At 70.7% G+C, this 19,678-nt stretch carries 16 protein-coding genes; 9 read left to right on the forward strand and 7 right to left on the reverse strand.

Annotation, left to right across the window (positions count from 1 at the left end):
- The 3 genes from D7X99_RS14280 to D7X99_RS14290 all read right to left on the reverse strand — a co-directional run.
- A partial coding sequence (locus tag D7X99_RS14280; RefSeq protein ID WP_121778291.1) for a MaoC family dehydratase occupies positions 1 to 525 on the reverse strand: 525 nt, incomplete at its 3' end.
- Positions 525 to 974, reverse strand: a complete 450-nt coding sequence (locus tag D7X99_RS14285) for a MaoC family dehydratase N-terminal domain-containing protein (RefSeq protein WP_121715724.1) — start codon at positions 972 to 974, stop codon at positions 525 to 527. The genes D7X99_RS14285 and D7X99_RS14280, both read right to left, overlap by 1 nt.
- Before the next feature lie 20 nt (positions 975 to 994).
- Positions 995 to 1,996: a dihydrodipicolinate reductase gene (locus D7X99_RS14290; RefSeq protein ID WP_121778292.1), complete on the reverse strand. Its 1,002-nt coding sequence runs from the start codon at positions 1,994 to 1,996 to the stop codon at positions 995 to 997.
- A 246-nt stretch (positions 1,997 to 2,242) separates the two neighbouring features.
- Here D7X99_RS14290 and D7X99_RS14295 point away from each other — a divergent pair, with 246 nt between their 5' ends.
- Positions 2,243 to 3,364, forward strand: a complete 1,122-nt coding sequence (locus D7X99_RS14295) for an HD domain-containing phosphohydrolase (RefSeq protein ID WP_121778293.1) — start codon at positions 2,243 to 2,245, stop codon at positions 3,362 to 3,364.
- A gap of 17 nt (positions 3,365 to 3,381) precedes the next feature.
- On the opposite strand, the gene D7X99_RS14300 is transcribed toward D7X99_RS14295, so the two are convergent.
- Positions 3,382 to 5,478 carry a peptidylprolyl isomerase gene (locus tag D7X99_RS14300; RefSeq protein WP_121778294.1) on the reverse strand — a complete coding sequence of 699 codons (2,097 nt, stop codon included), beginning with the start codon at positions 5,476 to 5,478 and terminating at the stop codon, positions 3,382 to 3,384.
- 402 nt (positions 5,479 to 5,880) lie between these two features.
- On the opposite strand from D7X99_RS14300, the gene D7X99_RS14305 reads away from it, so the two are divergent.
- The 4 genes from D7X99_RS14305 to D7X99_RS14320 all read left to right on the forward strand — a co-directional run bounded on the left by D7X99_RS14305 (position 5,881) and on the right by D7X99_RS14320 (position 11,826).
- Positions 5,881 to 6,549, forward strand: coding sequence for a hypothetical protein (locus D7X99_RS14305; RefSeq protein WP_121778295.1), 669 nt, complete (start codon positions 5,881 to 5,883; stop codon positions 6,547 to 6,549).
- A gap of 56 nt (positions 6,550 to 6,605) precedes the next feature.
- The gene (locus tag D7X99_RS14310; protein ID WP_121778296.1) at positions 6,606 to 7,541 is read left to right on the forward strand and encodes a MoxR family ATPase; all 936 of its coding nucleotides are present in this window, start codon (positions 6,606 to 6,608) and stop codon (positions 7,539 to 7,541) included.
- Positions 7,538 to 8,863, forward strand: a complete 1,326-nt coding sequence (locus D7X99_RS14315) for a DUF58 domain-containing protein (RefSeq protein WP_121778297.1) — start codon at positions 7,538 to 7,540, stop codon at positions 8,861 to 8,863. The genes D7X99_RS14310 and D7X99_RS14315 overlap by 4 nt, the downstream gene beginning before the upstream one ends.
- A gap of 242 nt (positions 8,864 to 9,105) precedes the next feature.
- Positions 9,106 to 11,826 carry an SNF2-related protein gene (locus D7X99_RS14320; RefSeq protein ID WP_233601453.1) on the forward strand — a complete coding sequence of 907 codons (2,721 nt, stop codon included), beginning with the start codon at positions 9,106 to 9,108 and terminating at the stop codon, positions 11,824 to 11,826.
- A gap of 6 nt (positions 11,827 to 11,832) precedes the next feature.
- Here the strand turns inward: D7X99_RS14320 and D7X99_RS14325 are convergent, their stop codons facing one another.
- From D7X99_RS14325 to D7X99_RS14335, 3 genes are read right to left on the reverse strand one after another with little or no spacing between them, the layout of a single operon-like run.
- Positions 11,833 to 12,183, reverse strand: a complete 351-nt coding sequence (locus D7X99_RS14325) for a Smr/MutS family protein (RefSeq protein WP_120565617.1) — start codon at positions 12,181 to 12,183, stop codon at positions 11,833 to 11,835.
- Complete coding sequence (locus D7X99_RS14330; RefSeq protein ID WP_126934629.1) at positions 12,116 to 12,427, reverse strand: hypothetical protein; 312 nt, start codon at positions 12,425 to 12,427, stop codon at positions 12,116 to 12,118. The genes D7X99_RS14325 and D7X99_RS14330 overlap by 68 nt, the downstream gene beginning before the upstream one ends.
- Positions 12,428 to 12,465: 38 nt before the next feature.
- A complete protein-coding gene (locus tag D7X99_RS14335; RefSeq protein WP_121778298.1) occupies positions 12,466 to 13,524 on the reverse strand; it encodes a DUF72 domain-containing protein in 1,059 nt (352 codons plus the stop codon).
- Between the two features lie 286 nt (positions 13,525 to 13,810).
- Between D7X99_RS14335 and D7X99_RS14340 the strand changes: the two genes are divergently transcribed.
- The 4 genes from D7X99_RS14340 to D7X99_RS14355 all read left to right on the forward strand — a co-directional run bounded on the left by D7X99_RS14340 (position 13,811) and on the right by D7X99_RS14355 (position 19,666).
- Positions 13,811 to 14,734, forward strand: coding sequence for a PAS and helix-turn-helix domain-containing protein (locus D7X99_RS14340; RefSeq protein WP_121778299.1), 924 nt, complete (start codon positions 13,811 to 13,813; stop codon positions 14,732 to 14,734).
- Positions 14,735 to 14,910: 176 nt separating this feature from the next.
- Positions 14,911 to 17,079, forward strand: a complete 2,169-nt coding sequence (locus D7X99_RS14345; protein WP_199756343.1) for a chemotaxis protein CheA — start codon at positions 14,911 to 14,913, stop codon at positions 17,077 to 17,079.
- The gene (locus D7X99_RS14350; protein ID WP_121778300.1) at positions 17,076 to 17,564 is read left to right on the forward strand and encodes a chemotaxis protein CheW; all 489 of its coding nucleotides are present in this window, start codon (positions 17,076 to 17,078) and stop codon (positions 17,562 to 17,564) included. The genes D7X99_RS14345 and D7X99_RS14350 overlap by 4 nt, the downstream gene beginning before the upstream one ends.
- Entirely contained in the window at positions 17,564 to 19,666 is a 2,103-nt protein-coding gene (locus D7X99_RS14355) for a methyl-accepting chemotaxis protein (protein ID WP_121778301.1), read from the forward strand. The genes D7X99_RS14350 and D7X99_RS14355 overlap by 1 nt, the downstream gene beginning before the upstream one ends.
- The last annotated feature ends 12 nt before the right edge of the window (positions 19,667 to 19,678 follow it).

The raw sequence follows: 19,678 nt of genomic DNA on the forward strand, positions 1-19,678 counted from the left end.
CTCCGGGGTGGCGGGGGCAGGGACGACCAGGCTCTCGCGGGGCACCTCCACCACGATGGGGGCCTGGCCGGAGCGCTGCCGGTTCTCGTCCTCCAGGGAGTAGAAGAGCTGGATCTGCGAGCCGCCCTTCATGACGAGCTCGCCCTTCTGGTTCTCCGCCCAGAGGTCGATTTCGACGAAGTACCGGCCGCCGGAGCCGTGGCGGTCGCTCACGCGGCCCTTGCAGACCACGGTGTCGCCCGGCCACACCATCTTGATGAAGCGGACGTTGTAGCGCCGCAGCTGGCCGCCGCGGGCCCAGTCGCTGATGAGCTGGCCCAACATGCCCATGACGAGCATGCCGGGGGCGTAGACGGACGGCATGCCCACGCTCTTGGCGTAGAGCTCGTCCACGTGCACGGGGTTGTAGTCGCCGGAGGCGCCCGCGTAGCGCGACAGCTGGACGCGGTCCACCGGGGCCTTGGCCAGCGCCGGCAGCTCGTCACCGACGCGGATGGATTCGAAGTAGAGCTTGCGCGCGGGCATCAGACGTTCTCCTTGGCGGCACGCACCACGAGGGTCCGGCGGGCGCGGAAGACGAGGTTGCCCTCTTCGTCCCGGCCTTCGTCCTCGATGACCGCGATGTCCATCTTGCCGGACATGCCCGGCCGCTCGAAGACGTCCGACACGCGGGTGGACACGTAGATGCGGTCCCCCGCGAAGATGGGCCGCTCGTAGTCGAAGCCCTGTTCGGCGTGCAGCAGGCTCTTGATGCCCACCCCCAACAGCTCCCGGAGGTCCGCGGCGGAATGGAACGACGCGGGGAACGTGGGCGGCGCGACGATGGTGGGGTAGCCCGAGGCCCGGGCGTACTCCTCATCGTAGTAGATGGGATTGTAGTCGCCGATTGCCTCGGCGAAGCGCCGGATGGCGCCCTTCTCCACCTCGTTGAGCGTCGGCGGCGAGGCGCGGCCAATCGCGTTCTTGTCCAGCATTTCCCTCTCCTGATGAACCTTCAGCGACCTGACGGAAGCTCGAGCACCGTCAGGAGCCCGGCCTCCGCGGCCGTCAAACGTGGCGCGGCATTCACCAGCGCGTTCGCGGTGGCCCGGTCGCCCGCCACTCCCCCCGGTATCTCAAGCACCAGCCTGGGATCCGCGTCGATCTCGATGCGATCCCGTGGGTTCTCCGCCCCTACCGCGATGGTCAGCTCGAGGCGGACCCGCTCCTGCCCCTCCTCCAAACCCACCACGGACTGGAACATGCCCGCGACGCGGCCTTTCTTCACGACAAATGCGCCGCCGGTGATGTCCTCCTCGGCGAACACGGGCGCGACCTCCTCCTCGAAGTCGTCGCAGTCCAGCCCCAGCCCCACCGCCGCCAGCGCCGCGGACTCCACCAGCCCCACGTGGCCCAGTTCCTCGCGGTCCACCAGGTCGAAGAACTCCTCCTCCGTCAGGCCCGCGCCCACCTTGCGCTGCAGGGCCTCACGGCGCGTGCGCGCGTCCACCACGCGGCTGGCCAGCACCTTGCGCACGGGGCCGCACACCTGACCGGCGCTGGCCACCAGGCGGTCCAGGACGAAGCCCGGGTTCACGCCCGTGCCCACGATGGCGACGCCCGCCTTCTCCGCGGCGCGCTCCAGCTTCTCCGCCAGCTCCGGGTACTTGAGGTGCGGGAACGCCAGCTCCTCGCAGGTGCTGGCCACCGGCAGGCCCAGCTTCAGCGCGTCCAGCAGCTGATCCATCACCTGGGAGAGCCGAGAGCTGGTGGCGTGCAGCACCACCACGCCCTTGCGGCGCCCCACGGCGCGCTCCAGCGAGTCCGCCACCTTGAAGCGCGGGCCGGCCAGCCCCAGCACGTCGCCCAGGGGACGACCCACCAGGGAGGGCTGCGGGTCCACCGCGCCCATCAACTCCACTTCGGGGGACGACAGGGCTGCCCTGGCAATCTCCTGCCCGATAAACCCCAGCCCCATCACCACCACCGGCACCGGCCCATCAGGGGCTCTAGCCATCGGAGATTGCTCCCGAATTCCAAGGGGTTACAGCCATTTACGTTGGGTAGGCAGCCACCATAGAACACGGCTCGACGGGCAGGCAAGCAGGACGTGGAATCCAGCGACCACCTGTTTCAGGGAAACCTCAAGAATTCCGGCAGTTTGGCGGCACTGGAAAGCTTGGGGGGGCCTGTCTGGCCGCCTGTGGACCGGCTATAAGAGTCTGAGAAAAACGCAGCCCACTCGCTCGGAGCGTATCAGCCCATGGCCCGAATCCTCGTGGTGGACGACGACGTGCTCATCCTCGCGGCGCTGTCCCGGATCCTCCAGGCGGAGGGTTACGAGGTCGTGACACACAGCGATCCGGTGGTGGCGGCGCGGGAGCAGGGGTTCGACGTCGTCATCACGGACTTCATGATGCCGTACCTCAACGGCATCGAGCTGTTGTCGGCGCTCCGGGAGAAGAACCCTCGCGCGGTGCGGCTGATGTTGACGGCGGCGGCGGACTTCAAGACGGCGTCGGAGGCGGTGAACCGGGGCGAGGTCTTCCGGCTCCTGGGCAAGCCGTGGGCGCTGAGCGACCTGACCAGCAGCGTGCGGCAGGCCTTCGAGCACCACCGGCTGGTGGCCGCCAACGAGCGGCTGACTCGCGAGGTCGCGGAGAAGAACGCGGAGCTCCTGGCCATCAACGAAGGCCTGGAGCGCCGGGTCATCGAGCGCACCACGGGACTGCTGGACGGGCTCATCAGCGCGCTGGACTACCGGGACACGGAGACGCAGTGGCACTCACGGCGCGTGTCGCTGTACGCGCGGCGGCTGGCGCAGGAGATCGGCCTCACCGGACCGGCGCTGGACGTGGTGGAGCAGGGCGCGCTCCTGCACGACATCGGGAAGATTGGCGTGCGTGACTCCATCCTGCTCAAGCCCGGGCCGCTCACGCCGGAGGAATGGGTGGAGATGAAGCTGCACCCGGAGTTCGGCTACCGGATGCTGGCGAAGATGCCGTACCTGCACGAGGCGGCGCTCATCGTCCTGCAGCACCAGGAGCGCTGGGACGGCAAGGGCTACCCGCTGGGGCTCCAGGGCGAGGAGATCGTCATCGGGGCGCGCATCTTCTGCCTCGTGGACACGCTGGACGCCATCACCTCCGACCGGCCCTATCGCAAGGGGCGCCCCATGAGCGTGGCGCGCGACGAGGTCCGCCGCTGCGCGGGCACGCAGTTCGACCCGATGCTCGCGGAGGCGTTCCTCGGCCTGCCGGAGACGGAGTGGGCCCGCATCCGCCGTGAGGTGGAGACGATGGAGGAGGCGGAGAGCCACCGCTGGACGGGCGCGAACCTCAACGCCCAGGGCGAGCCGGTGCCCGCGCGCGCCGCCGGGGCCTGACGCGCGAGGGGCCTGCTTCAGGGGGCGCGGGTACCGACGAGGACATCTTCGATGATCGTGCCCTCCAGCAGCGCGTCCACCACGTCCATGCCTTGAATCACTTCACCAAAGGCCGTGTAGCGGCCGTCCAGGTGCGGCTGCGGTGAGTGGGTGAAGAAGAACTGGCTGCCGCCAGTGTCCTTGCCCGACAGCGCCATCCCCACGGTGCCTCGCGCATACGGCTGGCGCGTCATCTCGCAGCGGATGGAGTAGCCAGGCCCACCCTCCCCGTCTCCGCGCGGATCTCCGCCCTGCGCGACGAAGTCCGGCACCACGCGGTGGAAGGTGATGCCCCGGAAGTAGCCCTGCTTCGCGAGCGCCATCAGGTTGCCGCCCGTGAGCGGCGCATCCGGATCCAACAGGACGGTGATGTCGCCCTTGCGCGTGCGCAGCGTGAGCGTCGTGCCGGAGGGCGCTGCCGGCGGACGGTACGTCTCCGGAGGCAGCTCCACGCGGGAAGAGCGGACCGGCGCTCCCGTGAGCGTGGTGAGGGACTCGGCCGCGATCCGGCGCACGTTGGCGTGTGGATGGGTCAGCCATTCGCGCATGCGGGGTTCCGCCGCGAGGCCCTTCAACGCGACGAGCGCGCCAGCCACCGCCTCCGCCAGGTCCGGCTCCTTGGGGACGCGGTCGGCCAGGGCCTCCAGCGCGGGCAGGGCTTCGGCGTCCTTCAGCTTGCCGGCGGCGGACGCGGCCAGTCCCGCCACCACCGCGTCCCCTCCTCCGATGAGCGCGCGAATGGGCGCCAGCGCTTCGGGCACGGGGCGCTCGGAGAGGACGTCCAGCGCGGCGCCGCGCACGATGGGGCTCACGTGGTCCAGGTAGGGCACCGCGAACGCAGCGCCGGTGGGCTGCCCCTTGAACTGCGCCACCTCGTGCAGTCCCAGCGCGAGCCATCGGGCTTCGGGGACGCGGCCGTAGCCGCACTGGAGGACCTGCTCCAGAGTGCCCAGTTGTCGGTCCATCGCCGCCGCGAACCGGCAGTCCAGCCAGGCGAGGTCCGTGTGGGCTTCGTCGGACACGGCGGTGCGGTCTGCTTCCGCCAGCGCACTCCTCATTCGCGACAACACCGGCCGGCCCTGGAGCGGAAGTCCCTGCTGCGCCACCGCCAGCAACACGTGGCCTTTCGCCGCCTTCCCCTCCGCCACCTGCTTCGCCAGGTGCGACTGGCCTTCCAGTGCGCTCAGCGGGGCACAGGGTGAGCCGGCCTCGCACTTCGCGGCGAGCTTCGCCAGCGCACGCGCCACCTCCGCCGACGTGCGGGACGTGGCTTCGCCCAACATCAGGTTCAGCGCCAGCGCGTCCCGCGGGCTGCCCAGGTCGCCCAGGCTCTTCACGCACGGGGCCATCACATCCGGTATCGAATTGGCAACGCAGGAGCGGAGCGCATCCACGCCGTCCAGCCGCTTCGACGCAGCCAGAAGGTACGCCCCGGCGACGTTCACTTCGCTCCGCAAGCGGGGATCCAGCAGCGCGCGGATCGTCTCCAGGGGGACGTTCGCCACGGCCGCGGGTCCGGCCTTGCGCGCGGCCACGCCCAACGCCGTCGCCGCGGCCTCGGCCCAGGGGCCATTGGCCGGAGACAGTCGGGCCGTCAGCACCTCCACGGCGCCAGGCGTGGCCAGCTTGCCCAGGGACTCCAGCAGCGTGTCGTGCACCCGGGCGTAGGCTTCCGAGGCCTCGGCGCGCACCAGCGCTTCCGTGAGCGCCGCCCGTGCGGCCTCCGGAAGCGGCTCCCACGACTGCGCCAGCTCACCCGCCGCGAAGGCGGCCTCGTCGCGCACGGCAGTGCGCCGCGCCGTCAGCCCGGCGAGGACGGCCTCCAGCGTCTCCACGTCCTGGATCCGCGCCAGGGCCCGGAGGGCGCGCACGCGCACGGCCCAATCCGGCGCGGAGGTGGCGAACCGCACCAGGTCCCCGCCTCCCAGGGAGCGGCGGTCCTCCCAGTCCTGGATCCGCTCGATGGCCTTCGAGGGCTCGACCGGGGGCGGAGGCACGTCGGGCGTCGGCACCGAGCGGACACAGGCGCTCGCGAGGAGGAATCCGGCGGACACGGCGGCGGGCAGGCGGGCCATGCTCGAACGGGCTAGGTCAATTCCCCGCGAAAATCCAGGGGTTATGGCGCTGAACGGGTTTGACAGCCGCGCGCTGGGGCCGGGAAGATATCGGGCCGTTTCCCCCCTCCCGGAGCACCGGCCCTGAACTGCCCAGGCTGTAATCGCAAGGTCGCGGAAGACACCGCCATCTGCCCCCACTGCGACCACATCATCGACGAGTCCTTCCTCGGGGGAGCCGGGGATGAGGGGGACTCTGGCGGCGATGACGAGAGCACCGGCGTCCGGCCGCCGCCGCGCTCGCGGCCCCCTCCGGCCCGCGCCGCTCCGGAGCCTCGCGCGCGCCCCGCTCCGGCCCGCGCCAGGACGGGCGCCCGCCCCGCCGCGCCGCCGCCGAGCGAAGACGCCACCAACGTGCGGAGCATGGACGACATCGCCCGGGAGAAGGCCCAACGTGCCGCTCCTCCCGCCCGGGGCGGTGGCGCCGCCAAGGCCGCGCCCGCCCGTGCGCCGGCCCGCCGCGCCTCGGCACCCGCTCCTGTCGATGAGGATGAGGACGACGCGGGCGACGCGGTGGCGGACCCCTGGTCCCGAGAGGCCCGTGAGCTGGAATCTTCTCGCTCGCCCATTGATGATCCGGAGGTCCTGCTGGACGACGCGCGCTCGTTCCTGGGCGAGCTGCAAGGCGGCGACCGCATCGCGTTCTGGGGCGCGACGCTGGTGGTGCTCTCCTGCTTCATTCCGTGGAAGGAGACGGCGGAGGGCGGCGACTTCCTGGGCCTCATCAGCCTGGGGTTCATCTCCTTCATCTTCGCCGTCGCGACCATGGTCTTCGTGGGCCTGCGGGCGCGTGAGGTGATGACCTGGGTGAACCCCATGCTGCCGTGGGGCGCGCAGATGGTCTGCAGCGTGGTGACCCTCGTCTGGTCGCTGGTGTTCCTGAAGCTCTCCTCGGACACCACCCTCGTGCCCTCGCCCATGGGCAACGCGGAGATGATGAACTCGTCGCCGAGCATCGGCTGTTTCCTGGGCATCCTCGGCGGCGTCATCGCGGTGCTGGGCACACTGATGGGCCTGAAGCGCCAGGAGTAGGCCCGAGGATTTCGCTGCCGCGCCGGACATGAGGCGGGCTACCGTCGCCCGCCACCATGTCCGACGCCACGCCCCTCTCCCGCCTCCTCGACGCGCTGGGCTCGGCCGTCGTGGGCCAGCCCCGCGTGCTGGCCGACCTGGTGACGGCCTTCCTCGCGCGCGGCCACGTGCTGCTGGAGGGCGTGCCCGGGGTCGCCAAGACGCTCACCGCGCGCAGCATGGCGGGGGCGCTGGGCCTGTCCTTCTCCCGCGTGCAGTTCACCCCGGACCTGATGCCCGCGGACATCCTGGGCACCAACGTCTTCCAGCCGCAGGAGCAGACCTTCCGCCTGATGAAGGGCCCCGTCTTCACGGAGGTCCTGGTCGCGGATGAAATCAACCGCACGCCGCCCAAGACGCAGGCGGCGCTCCTGGAGGCCATGGAGGAGCGGCAGGTCACCATCGACGGCGTCACGCACGCGCTGCCGCCGCACTTCTTCGTCGTCGCCACGCAGAACCCGCTGGAGCTGGAGGGCACCTATCCCCTCCCCGAGGCGCAGCTGGATCGCTTCCTCATGCGCGTGCGCGTGGGCTACCCGGATGGCGACGCTGAGACCTCGCTCCTGCGCGCCTTCCACCAGCGCGAGGGCCGACCACCCGCCGTGTCCCGCGTGCTGGACGCCGCCACGCTGACGGAGCTGCAGGACCGCGCCGCGCGCGTCGCGTGTGACGACTCCATCCTCCAGTACGTGGTGCAGCTCGTGCGCGACACCCGTGCACACCCCCGCGTGCGGCTGGGCGCGAGCCCTCGCGCGGCGCAGGCCCTGCTCGCGGCGTCCAAGGCGCACGCGGCGCTCCGGGGCACCGACTTCGTCACCCCGGACGACGTGAAGTCCGTCACGCCCAGCGTCCTCAACCACCGCCTCCTGCTCAAGGCCGAGGCGGAGGTGGAGGGCGTCACCGCGGACGACGTGCTGAGGCAGATGCTCGAACGGGTGCGAGTGCCCCGGTGAGCCTCGGGCGCCCCGTCCCCAGCGGCCTCGCCGTGGCGCTGTTCGCCGGAGCGCTGGTGCCCGCCGCGCTCGCGGTGGCGAGCCCCGCCTTCGGTTGGCTGGCGCTCGCGGTGGACGTGGCCGTCCTGCTCCTGTGCGCGGTGGACTTCCTGCGCGCGCCGCATGCCCGTGACGTCGACGCACGCCGCGAGGTGGAGCCCATCCTCTCCTCCGGCGTGGACAACACCGTGCGCTGGGAGCTGCGTTCGCGAACGGACAGGCCCGTGCGCGGCGAGCTGCGCGACGAGCCGCCCCTGGACGTGGAGAGCCACGGCCACCGGCAGCCCTTCACGCTGGAGCCGGGAGACACCACGCGGCTGACGTACCGCGTGCACCCTCCCTCCCGGGGCGATGCGCGCTTCGGCGACGTGAACCTGCGCCTGATGGGGCCCCTGGGTCTGTGCTCGCGGCAGGTGCGGCTGCCCGCGGGTCAGGACGTGAAGGTGTATCCGGACCTGCGCGCCCTCTCTCGCGAGGCGCTGACGCTGGCGCGCGCGTCGGAGGCCGTGTCCGCGCGCACGCTCCTGCGCAAGTCCGTGGAGGGCCGCGAGTTCGAATCGCTGCGCGAGTACCGCCCCGGCGACGACTACCGGCACATCGACTGGAAGTCCTCCGCGCGCCACGGCCACACGCTGGTGCGCACGTGGCAGCCGGAGCGCAACCAGCCGGTGCTGCTGCTGCTGGACTGCGGCCGTCACATGGCGGGCCGGGTGCAGGGGCGCCGGAAGCTGGATCACGCGGTGGACGCGGCGCTGCGGCTGGCGCGCGTGAGCCTGGACGCGGGGGACGTGGTGGGCGTGCTCGCGTTCGCCAGCGACGTGCGCACCTTCCTGCCCCCGCGCAAGGGCGCGGAGCACCTGCGCCTCATCACCGAGTCCCTCTACCGCGCGGAGGCCGGCCTGGAGGAGAGCGACTACGGCCGCGCGTTCGACTTCGCCTTCGCACGCCAGACGCGCCGCGCGCTGGTGGTGCTCTTCACCGACCTGGTGGATCCGGACGCGTCCTCCGCGCTCCTCACGCGCACGCTGGCCCTGCGCCCCCGGCACCTGCCCGTCGTCGCGTCACTGCTGGACGAGGACCTGGAGGCCGCCGCCACCGACGTTCCTGGCGACGCGACGTCCGCCTACGCGCGGCAGGTCGCCTCCCGCATGGAGTCCGAGTACCGCCGCACCGCCACCACGCTGCGTGACGCGGGGGCGCTGGTGGTGCGCGCACCAGCACGCGGATTCGGCGCCGCTGCACTCAACGTGTACCTGGACGTGAAGGCGCGCGGGCGGCTCTGAGCGCTCACGACGCATTCGTCAAGCCCTTTGAGACATTCCAACGCTCGCGCGCGCATGTGTCACTCCGCCGAACAGCATGCTTGCCAATCGCGCGGAGGCCGAGTTTTCGGCCTCCGGGAGGACCCCCTTTACAGATGGCGATCGCTGCCCACAATGGCGCGCCTCAACTGTTCGCGCGCACGCGCGCACGCTCCAAACCGGACGGGAGGCGGGACTTGGCGGAGGTCGCGAGGGGTTTGAAGCTGGAAGTGGAAGCAGACGCCGCGGCCATCGCGGCCCGTGCCGCGGAGGAGCTGGTGGAGGCGGGGCTGACGCCCTTCCACGAGCGGCTCCTCGCCGAGGAGTTGCTCGCGCGCAGCGGTGACACGCAGCAGCGGCTGGCGAACGCGCTGGCCGAAGCGAAGGTGGACCTCAACCCGCATCAGGTCGAAGCGGCGATGTTCGCGCTGGACGCGCTGTCGCGCGGCGGCTGCATGCTCGCGGACGAGGTGGGCCTGGGGAAGACCATCGAGGCGGGCCTCGTCATCGCCCAGCTCATGGCGGAGGGAAAGAACCGCATCCTCATCCTCGCCCCCGCCGTGCTGCGCGCGCAGTGGAACGCTGAATTGCGCGAGAAGTTCGACCTGGACAGCGTCCTCGTCGACGGCCGCGACGTGAAGAAGCACAACAACTGCTTCGATCAGCCCTTCCCCGTCATCTGCTCGCACCCGTTCGCGGCGAACCGCTCCGCGCTCGTGTCGGAGATTCCGTGGGACCTGATCATCATCGACGAGGCCCACCGGCTCCGGAACGCGCACCGGCCCAACAACAAGACGGGCCAGGCGCTGCGCGCGTCGCTCGCGGGCCGCCCCAAGCTGCTGCTCACCGCCACCCCGCTCCAGAACGACCTGATGGAGCTGTTCGGCCTGATGTCGCTGCTGGACGAGCAGATCCTGGGCCCCGAGCACGCCTTCCGCAGCCGCTACCGCGCCGACGAGGGCGGCGGCATGACGGAGGCCGCCGCGTGCGAGCTCAAGGAGCGGCTGGCCCCGGTGGTGCAACGCACGCTGCGCCGTCAGGTGCGCGAGTACGTCCGCTACACCAACCGCCGCAGCATCGTGGAGGACTTCCTCCCCTCCCCCGAGGAGCACGACCTCTACGAGAAGGTCAGTGAGTACCTGCAGCGCTCGGAGGCCGCGGCCATCGAGCCGGGCAAGAAGACGCTCCTGACGCTGTGCTACCGCAAGCTGCTGGCCTCCTCCACGTTCGCCATCGCGCCCACGCTGCGGCGGCTGTCGGAGAACCTGGAGAAGCGCCTGTCGGCCGCGCGGCTGGGACAGCAGGCCCTGTCGCTCTTCGAGCCGGAAGAGGCCAAGCAGTTCGTGGAGGAAGGCGAGGAGTGGTCAGACGACCCCGCCAAGGCGCCCCAGGTCCGCACGCTGGAGCAGGAGGTCTGGGAGCTGCGCCAGTACGCGGACCTCGCGGACTCCATCCGCATCAACGCCAAGGGCGAGGCGCTCAAGCGCGCCCTGGACCGCACGTTCGCGGTGATGCGCACGCACTCCTGGCCGGAGAAGGCGCTCATCTTCACGGAGTCCAAGCGCACGCAGCAGTACCTCTTCAGGCTGCTGTCGGACCACGGCTACAAGGACAAGATTTCGCTCCTGTCCGGCGACGCTGGCGGCACGCCCGAGGAGCGCCGGGCGCTGGTGGAGGAGTTCCGCCACAAGTCGCAGATCCTCATCTGCACGGAGGCCGGTGCCGAAGGCCTCAACCTCCAGTTCTGCAACCTGGTGGTGAACTACGATTTGCCGTGGAACCCGCAGCGCGTGGAGCAGCGCATCGGCCGGTGCCACCGCTACGGCCAGCAGCGCGACGTGCTGGTGGTGAACTTCCTCAACCGGCAGAACGCGGCGGACGCGCGCCTGTTCGAGCTGCTGGAGAAGAAGCTCAACCTCTTCGACGGCGTGTTCGGCGCGTCCGACGAAATCCTGGGCGCGCTGGAGAGCGGCGTCGACTTCGAGCGCCGCGTGCTGGACATCTACCAGTCCTGCCGCGACCCGAAGGACATCAACGTCGCCTTCGACAAGCTGCGCGAGGAGCTGGAGGGCACCATCAACCAGCGCATGACGTCGATGCGCTCGGTGGTGCTGGAGCGCTTCGACGGCGACGTGCGCCGCCGGCTGCGCGTGGCGGGAGACGCGGCCAAGGAGGTCGTGGCCAAGCGCCAGCAGGAGGCGAGGGCGCTCACCGGCTCCGTGCTGGGCAGCCGCACCTCCGGACGGCTCCAGGTGGCCAAGGCCGCCTACGCGGTGCGCGACCGCACCCAGGACACCGTCAGCTACCTGCAGCTGGACGCGGCGGGCCTGCCCTCACGGCTGGCGCGGCTGGCCGGCAGCGAGGGCTGGTGGTTCGTCTACAAGTTCGAGACGACGGGCCTCAAGCCGGAGGAGAAGCTGGTCCACCTGGTGCTGGTGAAGGACCGGGACGGCGGCTTCCGCGCCCTGCCGCTGACGGACGGCGTTCACTTCACGAAGCTCGACGCCAAGGAAGAGAAGCGCCGTCAGCCCGCGCCGGTGTCGGTCCAGCTCATGCAAGAGCAGTCGCTCATGACCGCCAAGGATGAGCTGATTCGGGCCGCGGAACGGCGCAACGCCTTGGAGCTGGACAAGGCCAAGGAGCGCGCGGACCGCTACGTCGAGGACTGCCTGATGGAGTCCCGCGAGGTTGTGGAGTCCGCCCGTCAGGCGTGGTTCGACGCGCGCAAGGAAGTCTCCGGCATCGAGGACGTCGCGGAGCGCGCGAAGGCGCGGGCGCACTCGGACCGGCAGGAGCGCGATTACCGCCGCAAGCTGGCGTCGCTGCGCAACGAGGAGGAGAAGCGCTACGCCTCCAAGGATCGGCAGATGGCGGAGCTGGCCAACAAGGCCCGCGTGACGGAGAAGCGCACCCTTATCGCGTCCGCGTACTTCTGGCTGTCCTGAGCCCCGTCACAGGGGCTTGAGCCGCACCCACGTCGCGCCCCAGCCTCCGTCCGCTTCGGAGGCTGTCTGGAAACCTTCCACTTCCGGCAGCGTGGGCAGCAGGGACTGGACGGTGCGCCTCAGCGCGCCCGTGCCCTTGCCGTGGATGATGCGCACGTCGAGCACGCCCTTCTGGCGGCAGGCCCAGAGGTACTCGGTGACGAGTTCCTTCACCTCGCGAGGCTGGAAGAGATGCAGGTCGAGGTTTCCATCGACCGGAATTTCTACTGCTCCCAGCTCGCCTCCCAGCTCATCTGGCGTGGGCGGAGGCTCCGGACCCTCCGGCGGCAGGGGCGGGAGTGGCTTTCGGCGTGACACCGTAGCGTGCCTCCTCCTGGCGCTGCTTCTCCTCGGCCGCCAGGCGCTGACGCTCGCGCGCCAGCCGGAACTCTTCCTTGAGGCTGGTGATCTCCCCCTTGAGCGAGGTGATGTCCTCCTTCACCGCTCGCGGGTGGCTTTCGCCAGCCGGGTCGTGATGGTTGCCCGCACGCTTGCCCTCCGAGCCGGCTCCACCGGAGGCGGTCATCTGCATCAACAGCGCGGCCAGGGTCATCACCATCATGAGCATTCACGTAAGCAAGCGCCGTGCTCGCGCGCAAGTCATGTTGCGTGAACGGCGCCTCTCTGGCCGCCCTCCTCCTTGTGTGACACGACGCGTTCCGCGAGCCGGACGGCGGACAGCGGGGCGCTCCCTTCCGCCTTGTTGTTGATGATCACGAAGACGGGACGCTCCCGTCGCACCGCCGCCATGCACACGCGGGCCAGCACGTCGCGGGTGCCCACGTCCTCGTCCACCAGCCGGTTGAAGGGCGCATAGCGGGCGTAGGCCTCCTCGTAGCCGAGGTTCGGCGGAAGCATCCAGCGCACCACCACGGCGCGGGCCTCGAAGGCGCGCGTGAGCTTCGCCTGTCGAGCGACGGGCGGCATGTGGGCCCACACCGCGAGCACCGGGCTCACACCCGTGTCCGCGAGCGCCTGGGCGAAGCCCTCCGTGAGCAGCTCCTCGTTGCGCACCTCCACCGCGTACAGCGGTCCCCGGGGCAGCGCGGAGAAGAACGCGTGCAGCCGCTCCACGAAGCGGCCCGCGCCGCCCAGCGCCGCGGGGTCCTGCGGCGGGAACTGGAAGACGAGCGGCCCGGCCTTGTCGCCCAGCCCTTCCAGGAACGGCGCCACCACGTGGTCCACGGCGTAGGCCGCCTGGAGGAAGCGCTCGTTCACCTGCCCCCGGTGCGCTCCATAGCGCTCGTGCACGGGGAAGCGCGCCAGCGTGCAGGCCTCGTGGGCCTTCACCAGGAAGCGGAAGCCGTCCGGCACCTGCTGCGCGTACTCAGCGAAGGTCGTTGCCGGCACCGGCGCGTAGAACGTCCGGTCGATGCCGACCGTGCGCAGCACCGGGTGGTGCGCGTAGGCAGCCAGGCCCTCGCGCGCCAGCTGGGTCGTGCTGGCCTCATGGTCGTAGACGAGCCCGTTCCAACCCGGGAAGGTCCATGACGACGTGCCCAGGTAGACGCCGCGCGGGAGCTGCTCGCCCAACATGCGCAGGCCGTCGGACGGCTCGGCGGGTCCCACCGGCTGGGTCCTGCGCCGCGACGACGCGGGTGGCTCCTCTACCGCTCCGGTGAAGAGGTCGAACTGCGCGGGTCGTCGCGGTGCGCTCATGCGTGCAGCTCCTCTCCCTCGTTGGGGACGGCGGGGAAGCCCTGGGAGTAATCCCCGAGCCCAGGCGATGCAGCAGGTTGCCCCGATTCAGGGGGACGTTCCAGGTTTCCGGCACGCCCCCCAGGCGGCCGGCCACGCACGGACAGTCCTCTTCCAATCACCACGGTATGTGATTGGACCTTTGTCCAAATGCAAACCCAGTCGCCTCGCTGTAAGCTAATTAAACCAAGGAATTCGGCATTACTCATGTAAAGCTTGGACGGGATTGCAACGGCCGGGGGGCCTCATGGACTGGTCGTTGACCGCATCGCTGCTCGCGGAGCGGGACACGCGGCCCATCGTCGTGATGGACCGGCGCGGCCGCATCGAGCTGGCGAACGGCGCTTTCACGTCGCTCCTGGGCCGGCCGCGTGAGGAGTTGTTGGGGCGCCGCTGGACGGATGTCTGCACGCCGCGCGAGCACGGACGCGAGGTGGGACAGGCGCTGCGGGCCATCTTCACCAGCGCCGAGACCCGACTGGAGACGGAGGTGCTCACGCGCGACGGCGAGCGGCTGCCGGTGGAGCTGGACGTGGCCGCCGTGGGCCGCCCTCCCCTGCGGCTGGTGGCCATCGTCACGCGCTCCGCTCCACCCCTCTCCGTCCCCGAGCGCACCGACTTCCCGGAGCCGGTCCGGGCCTACGGAGCACACCAGGAGCTGAGCTACGAAATCTCCACCGAGCTGTCGTCGTTCGGGACGCTCAAGGCGGTGTGGACGACCGGAGAGACGCGACAGGAGGAGATGGTGGGCCGGCCGTGCTTCGGCGCCTTCGCGCACCGCGACGCACCCTGCCTGGACTGTCCGCTGACGATGGCGGCGCCTGTCTCCTGGCCGCACACCATCGTGCGGCAGGCTGCCGAGCATGCGGAGGGCTACGAGGTCGTCACCGCCACCCCCACGGGCGCCGGAACCGCGCGTGTCAGCGTTCACACCATTGGTGATGAAACACTCAGCGGCCTCTTCGAGGCGAAGGTGCGGCGCATGGCGAACGCCGCGCGGCTGTCCGAGCGGGAAGGCGATGTTTTGCGATATCTCGCGCTCGGCCGCTCGCCAACCGACATCTCGACCGTGTTAGGAATTACCGAGCGCACTGTGAAATTCCACCAGGCCAACCTGCTCCGGAAGCTGGGCGCGGAGACGCGATACGACCTGCTCCGCCTGTTCTTCTGATCAGGGCGCCTTCCCTCTGGGACAGCTTTCAGGCCGTTGACTTTGGAGGATGCTGGGACTTCGACTCTGGAGTCTTGTGGGTCGGGGGGGCCGTTGCCCATGGGCAGCGCCAGGCAAAACCGTCTCATCAAACACATACAGCCTGAGTGGGCTTCCGTCCAAGGGGCGCCCTGCGCGTGAGTGACACTCCGGGCTGGGACGACGTGATGCGGGAGTTCCTCCTCGAGTCCCGCGAGCACGTGCAGAGCATCGAGGCGACGGTGCTGGAGCTGGAGGCGCAGCCGGGCTCGCAGCCGCTGCTGGCGCAGCTGTTCCGGGCCCTGCACACCGTGAAGGGCACCTGCGGCTTCCTGGGCTTCAGCCGCCTGGAAGCGCTGATGCACGCCGCCGAGGAGATGCTCGGCCTGGCGCGCGACCGGCGCCTGGTGCTGGACCGCGAGCGCGTGTCCACGCTGCTGGCGCTGGCGGACGCGGCGCGCGGGACGCTGGAGCACATCGAGGCGACGGGGCTGGAGCCCGTGGCGGACCACGCCGCGCTGCTCGCTCGAATGGCGGGCGCGGCGGCGGGCTCCGCGCCGCTGGAGGTATCCGAGCCCCTGACGCCTCCGGGCGCCGTGCCCTGGCGCGGCGCCGCGACCGGGGTGGACTCCAAGCTGCGCGTGGACGTGGCGCTGCTGGACCGGCTGATGAACCTGATGGGCGAGCTGGTGCTGGCGCGCAACCGCATCCTCCAATGCGCGGCCTCGCCCACGCCGGGCGCGGACCTGCTCACCGCGTCGCAGCGGTTGGACGTCGTCACCACGCAGGTGCAGCAGGTGGTGATGAAGACGCGGCTCCAGCCGGTGGGCCAGGTGTGGAACCGCTTCCCCCGGCTGGTGCGTGAGCTGGCGCACGGATGCGGCAAGCAGGTGCGTCTGCAATTGCAGGGCGCGGACACGGAGCTGGACAAGACGCTGGTGGAGGCACTGCATGATCCGCTCACCCACCTCTTGCGCAACGCCGTGGACCACGGCGTGGAGACGCCCGAGCAGCGCCTCGCCACGGGCAAGCCGCCCGTGGGGTGCCTGACGCTGAGCGCGTCGCATGAGGGCGGGCTCGTGCACCTGGGCATGTCCGACGACGGCGCGGGCATCGACGTGCAGCGCGTGCGGCAGGTCGCTGTTCAGCGAGGCCTGCTCACGGCTGATCAGGCGGCGCGGATGCCGGACGCGGACGCGATGATGCTCATCTTCATGCCGGGCTTCAGCACCGCGGAGCACGTCACGTCGCTGTCCGGCCGGGGCGTGGGCATGGACGTGGTGCGCTCGCAGGTGGAGCGCATTGGCGGCACCGTGGAGGTGCACAGCCGGCCCGGCCAGGGCACGACGTTCACCCTGAAGATTCCCCTCACGCTGGCCATCATCCCGGCGCTGCTCGTCACCTGCCGGGGGGACCGCTACGCGCTGCCGCAGGCCTCCCTGCGGGAGGTGGTGTTCCTGGAGCCGGACCAGGCGCGCAGGGACATCACCCGCATCCAGGGCGCGTGCGTCCTGCGGCTGCGCGGGGAATTGCTGCCGCTGGTGGTGCTCGCCGCCGAGCTGGGCGTGGGGCCGGCGATGCCGGACCTGGACGAGGGCGCAACCGTCGTCGTGCTGCAGGCCGGTGAGCGCACCTTCGGGTTGTGGGTGGACGCCATCCACGACACGGAAGAGATCGTCGTCAAGCCGCTCTGGAAGCACCTGAAGGGGCTGGCCTGCTACGCGGGCGCGACGGTGCTGGGCGACGGGCGCGTGGCGCTCATCCTGGACGCCATGGGCCTGGGCCGCCGCGCGGGCTTGGTCACCGAGGCGCAGGCCCAGGTCGTCATTCCGGAGGCCGCCGCGGAAGCACCGGCGCCGGAGGAGCCGCGCGAGCGCGTGCTGCTGTGCCGCAATGGCGCTGAGGGCCGCGTGGCCATTCCGCTGTCGCGCGTGGCCCGGCTGGAGGAGCTGCCCGCATCGGACATCGAGCGGCTGAGCGGAGGCATGGAGATGGCGCGCTACCACGGGCAGTTGCTGCCGCTGGTGCGCGTGGCGTCCGTGCTGGAGGCGAGGCCCGGCGCGACGGAGCGGATGGCGCAGCACATTCAGGTCGCCCTGGGCGAGTCGCTGTCCGTCGTCGTCACCCAGCACGCGGACACGCGCGTGGGGCTGGTGGTGGACGCCATCCTCGACGTCGCGGAGGTGGAGCTCGCGCTCCAGTGGGAGACGCGCCGCCCGGGCGTGCTGGGCTCCATGGTGGTGCAGGCCCGGGCCACCGAGTTCCTGGACGTGGAGGGCACCGTGCGCGCCGTGCACCCGGAGCTGCTGACAGGCGGTGCGCCATGAGCGCCTTCCGTCAGCTGTGCTCGTTCCAGGTGGGCGACCACCTGTTCGGTCTGGACATCGAACGCGTGCAGGAAATCCTCCTGCCGCCCCCGCTCACGCGCGTCCCCGGCGCGCCTCCGGAAGTGGCGGGGCTGCTCAACCTGCGCGGGCAGATCGTCCCCGCCATCGACCTGCGCCGCCGTCTGGAATTGCCCGAAGGCACCGCCCCCGCGGACGCGCCCCACGTCGTCCTGCGCGGCGACGAAGGCGCGGTGAGCCTTCGCGTGGATGCCATTGGCGACATCCTCCCCTTCGAGCAGTCGGACCTGGCGCCGCTGCCGGACAACCTGCGCGGGCCGCTGCGCCCGTTCCTGCTGGGTGTCCACGCGCTGCCGGACCGGCTGCTGCTCGTGTTGTCCGCGGACGCGGTGGTGGACGGGCTCTCGCCCAAGTCCAGCGCCTCCGCCGCCCCATCCTTCCCCGTGCTTCCCCAGGAGTCCCGCTGATGGCCCGCCCGACCGCGCCCGCCGTGAAAACCACCCTCTTCCAGCGCCTGGGCGGCAAGGCCCCCCTGACGGCCGCCGTGCAGAAGCTCTACGCGCGGGTGATGACGGACGCGCTGCTCAAGCCCTACTTCCGCCGCGCGGACATGATCCCACTGCAGCGCCAGATGGTCGCGTTCCTCACCCAGCACCTGGGCGGGCCCGTCGTCTACAAGGGCCCGTCCATGCGTGACGTGCACGCGCGCATGGAGCTCAAGCCCCATCACTTCGGGCGCGTCGCCGAGCACCTGGCCACCGTGCTGGATGAGCTGGACGTGCCGGGCTCCGTCGCCCGCGAGCTGCTGGCGGCCGTGGGCACGTTGCACGACGACATCGTGAGCAGGCCCGTCGCGAAGGCCGCATCCCGGACCGCCGCCGTGAAGCGTGCTCCGGCGCGTGCCTCCCGGACGGAGGGACGCCGGGTCGCCACGGCGTCCGTGCCCGCGGCCCGGTCCTCGCGGCGCCGTGCGCCCACGCCGCTCGAAGGCGCCCTGAGCGAGGCGGTGCTGGACGCGGCGAGCGTCAACCTGTTCATCCTGGACGCGGACCTGGCCATCGTCTTCTCGAACGCGTCCTCCTCGGAGGCCATCGAGCGCATCAGCCAGACGGCCGGCTTCCGCGACAGCGCGGGGGACGCGGGCAGCGACTTCCTCGCCCACTTCGAGCACCAGCTGCGGATGGAGGAGGAGCGGCTGCTTGACCCCTCCGCGCTGCCGCACGAGGCCCACTTCGCGGTGGGCCCCGCCCTGCTCAAGGCGCGCATCGACGGCATCTCGGGCCGGCGTGGAGCGCTCACCGGCTACGTGGTGACGTGGACGGACGTCACGGATCAGCAGCGCGCGGACACGGAATTGGCGCGCCTGAGGGCCATGCTGGAGAACGCGCCCACCTGCGTGATGGTGGCCGACCTGGACCTGAAGATCGTCTACCTGAACCCCGCCTCGCGCCGGCTGTTGCAGCGCGTGGAGAAGCACCTGCCCATCGCCGCGGACCGGGTGCTGGGTTCCCACATCGACGTCTTCCACAAGGACGTGGCGTACCAGCGGAAGATCCTGGCCAACGACAAGAACCTGCCGGTGCGCGCGAACATCCCTATTGGGCCGGAGACCGCGGACCTGCTGGTGACGGCGGTGTACGACGGCCAGGGCCGCTACCTGGGGCCCATGGTGACGTGGGAGCTGATCACGGAGAAGCTCGCCGTGCAGCAGCGCGAGAGGGATCTGGACAGCACCCTGCGCGGCATCTTCCAGGAGGTGACGCAGCACTCGCAGACGCTCGCCGCGTCGTCGCAGGAGCTGTCCAGCGTCAGCCAGCAGATGGTGAGCAACGCGCAGGAGACCGCGGCGCAGGCCACGCAGGTGTCCGCCGGCGCCGAACAGGTCAGCCGCAACGTGCAGAGCGTCGCGTCCGGCATGGAGGAGGTCAACGCGAACATCCGCGAGGTGGCGCGCAACGCGAGCGCCGCCGCCAAGGTGGCCTCGTCCGCGGTCAAGATGGCGGACTCCACGTCCAGCGTCGTCGGCAAGCTGGGGACGAGCAGCCAGGAGATCGGCAAGGTCATCAAGGTCATCACCTCCATCGCGCAGCAGACGAACCTGCTGGCGCTCAACGCGACCATCGAGGCGGCCCGCGCCGGCGAGGCGGGCCGGGGCTTCGCGGTGGTGGCCAACGAGGTGAAGGAGCTGGCGCGCGAGACGGCCCGCGCCACGGAGGACATCGGTCAGAAGATCGGCAGCATCCAGGGCGACACCGAGGAGGTGGTCAACGCCATCCTGGAGATTGGCGCCACCATCGGCCGCATCAACGAGCTGCAGACGTCCATCGCCTCCTCCGTGGAGGAGCAGACGGCCACCGCGGGGGAGATCCTCCGCAACGTGGGCGAGGCCGCCAAGGGCAGCCAGCAGATCTCCGAGAACATGGCCGCCGTGGCGGAGGCCGCGCGCAGCACCACCGAGGGCGCGGGCAGCACGCAGCGATCGGCGGTGGAGCTGGCCCACATGGCGCAGTCGCTGCAACGGCTGGTCGTGCAGGTGGACACCTCCGACAAGCAGACGCGGACGAAGTAGCGCGGGCGGCGT

Source organism: Corallococcus sp. AB032C, assembly GCF_003668935.1.
In the GTDB taxonomy this organism is placed as follows: Bacteria; Myxococcota; Myxococcia; order Myxococcales; family Myxococcaceae; genus Corallococcus; species Corallococcus exiguus.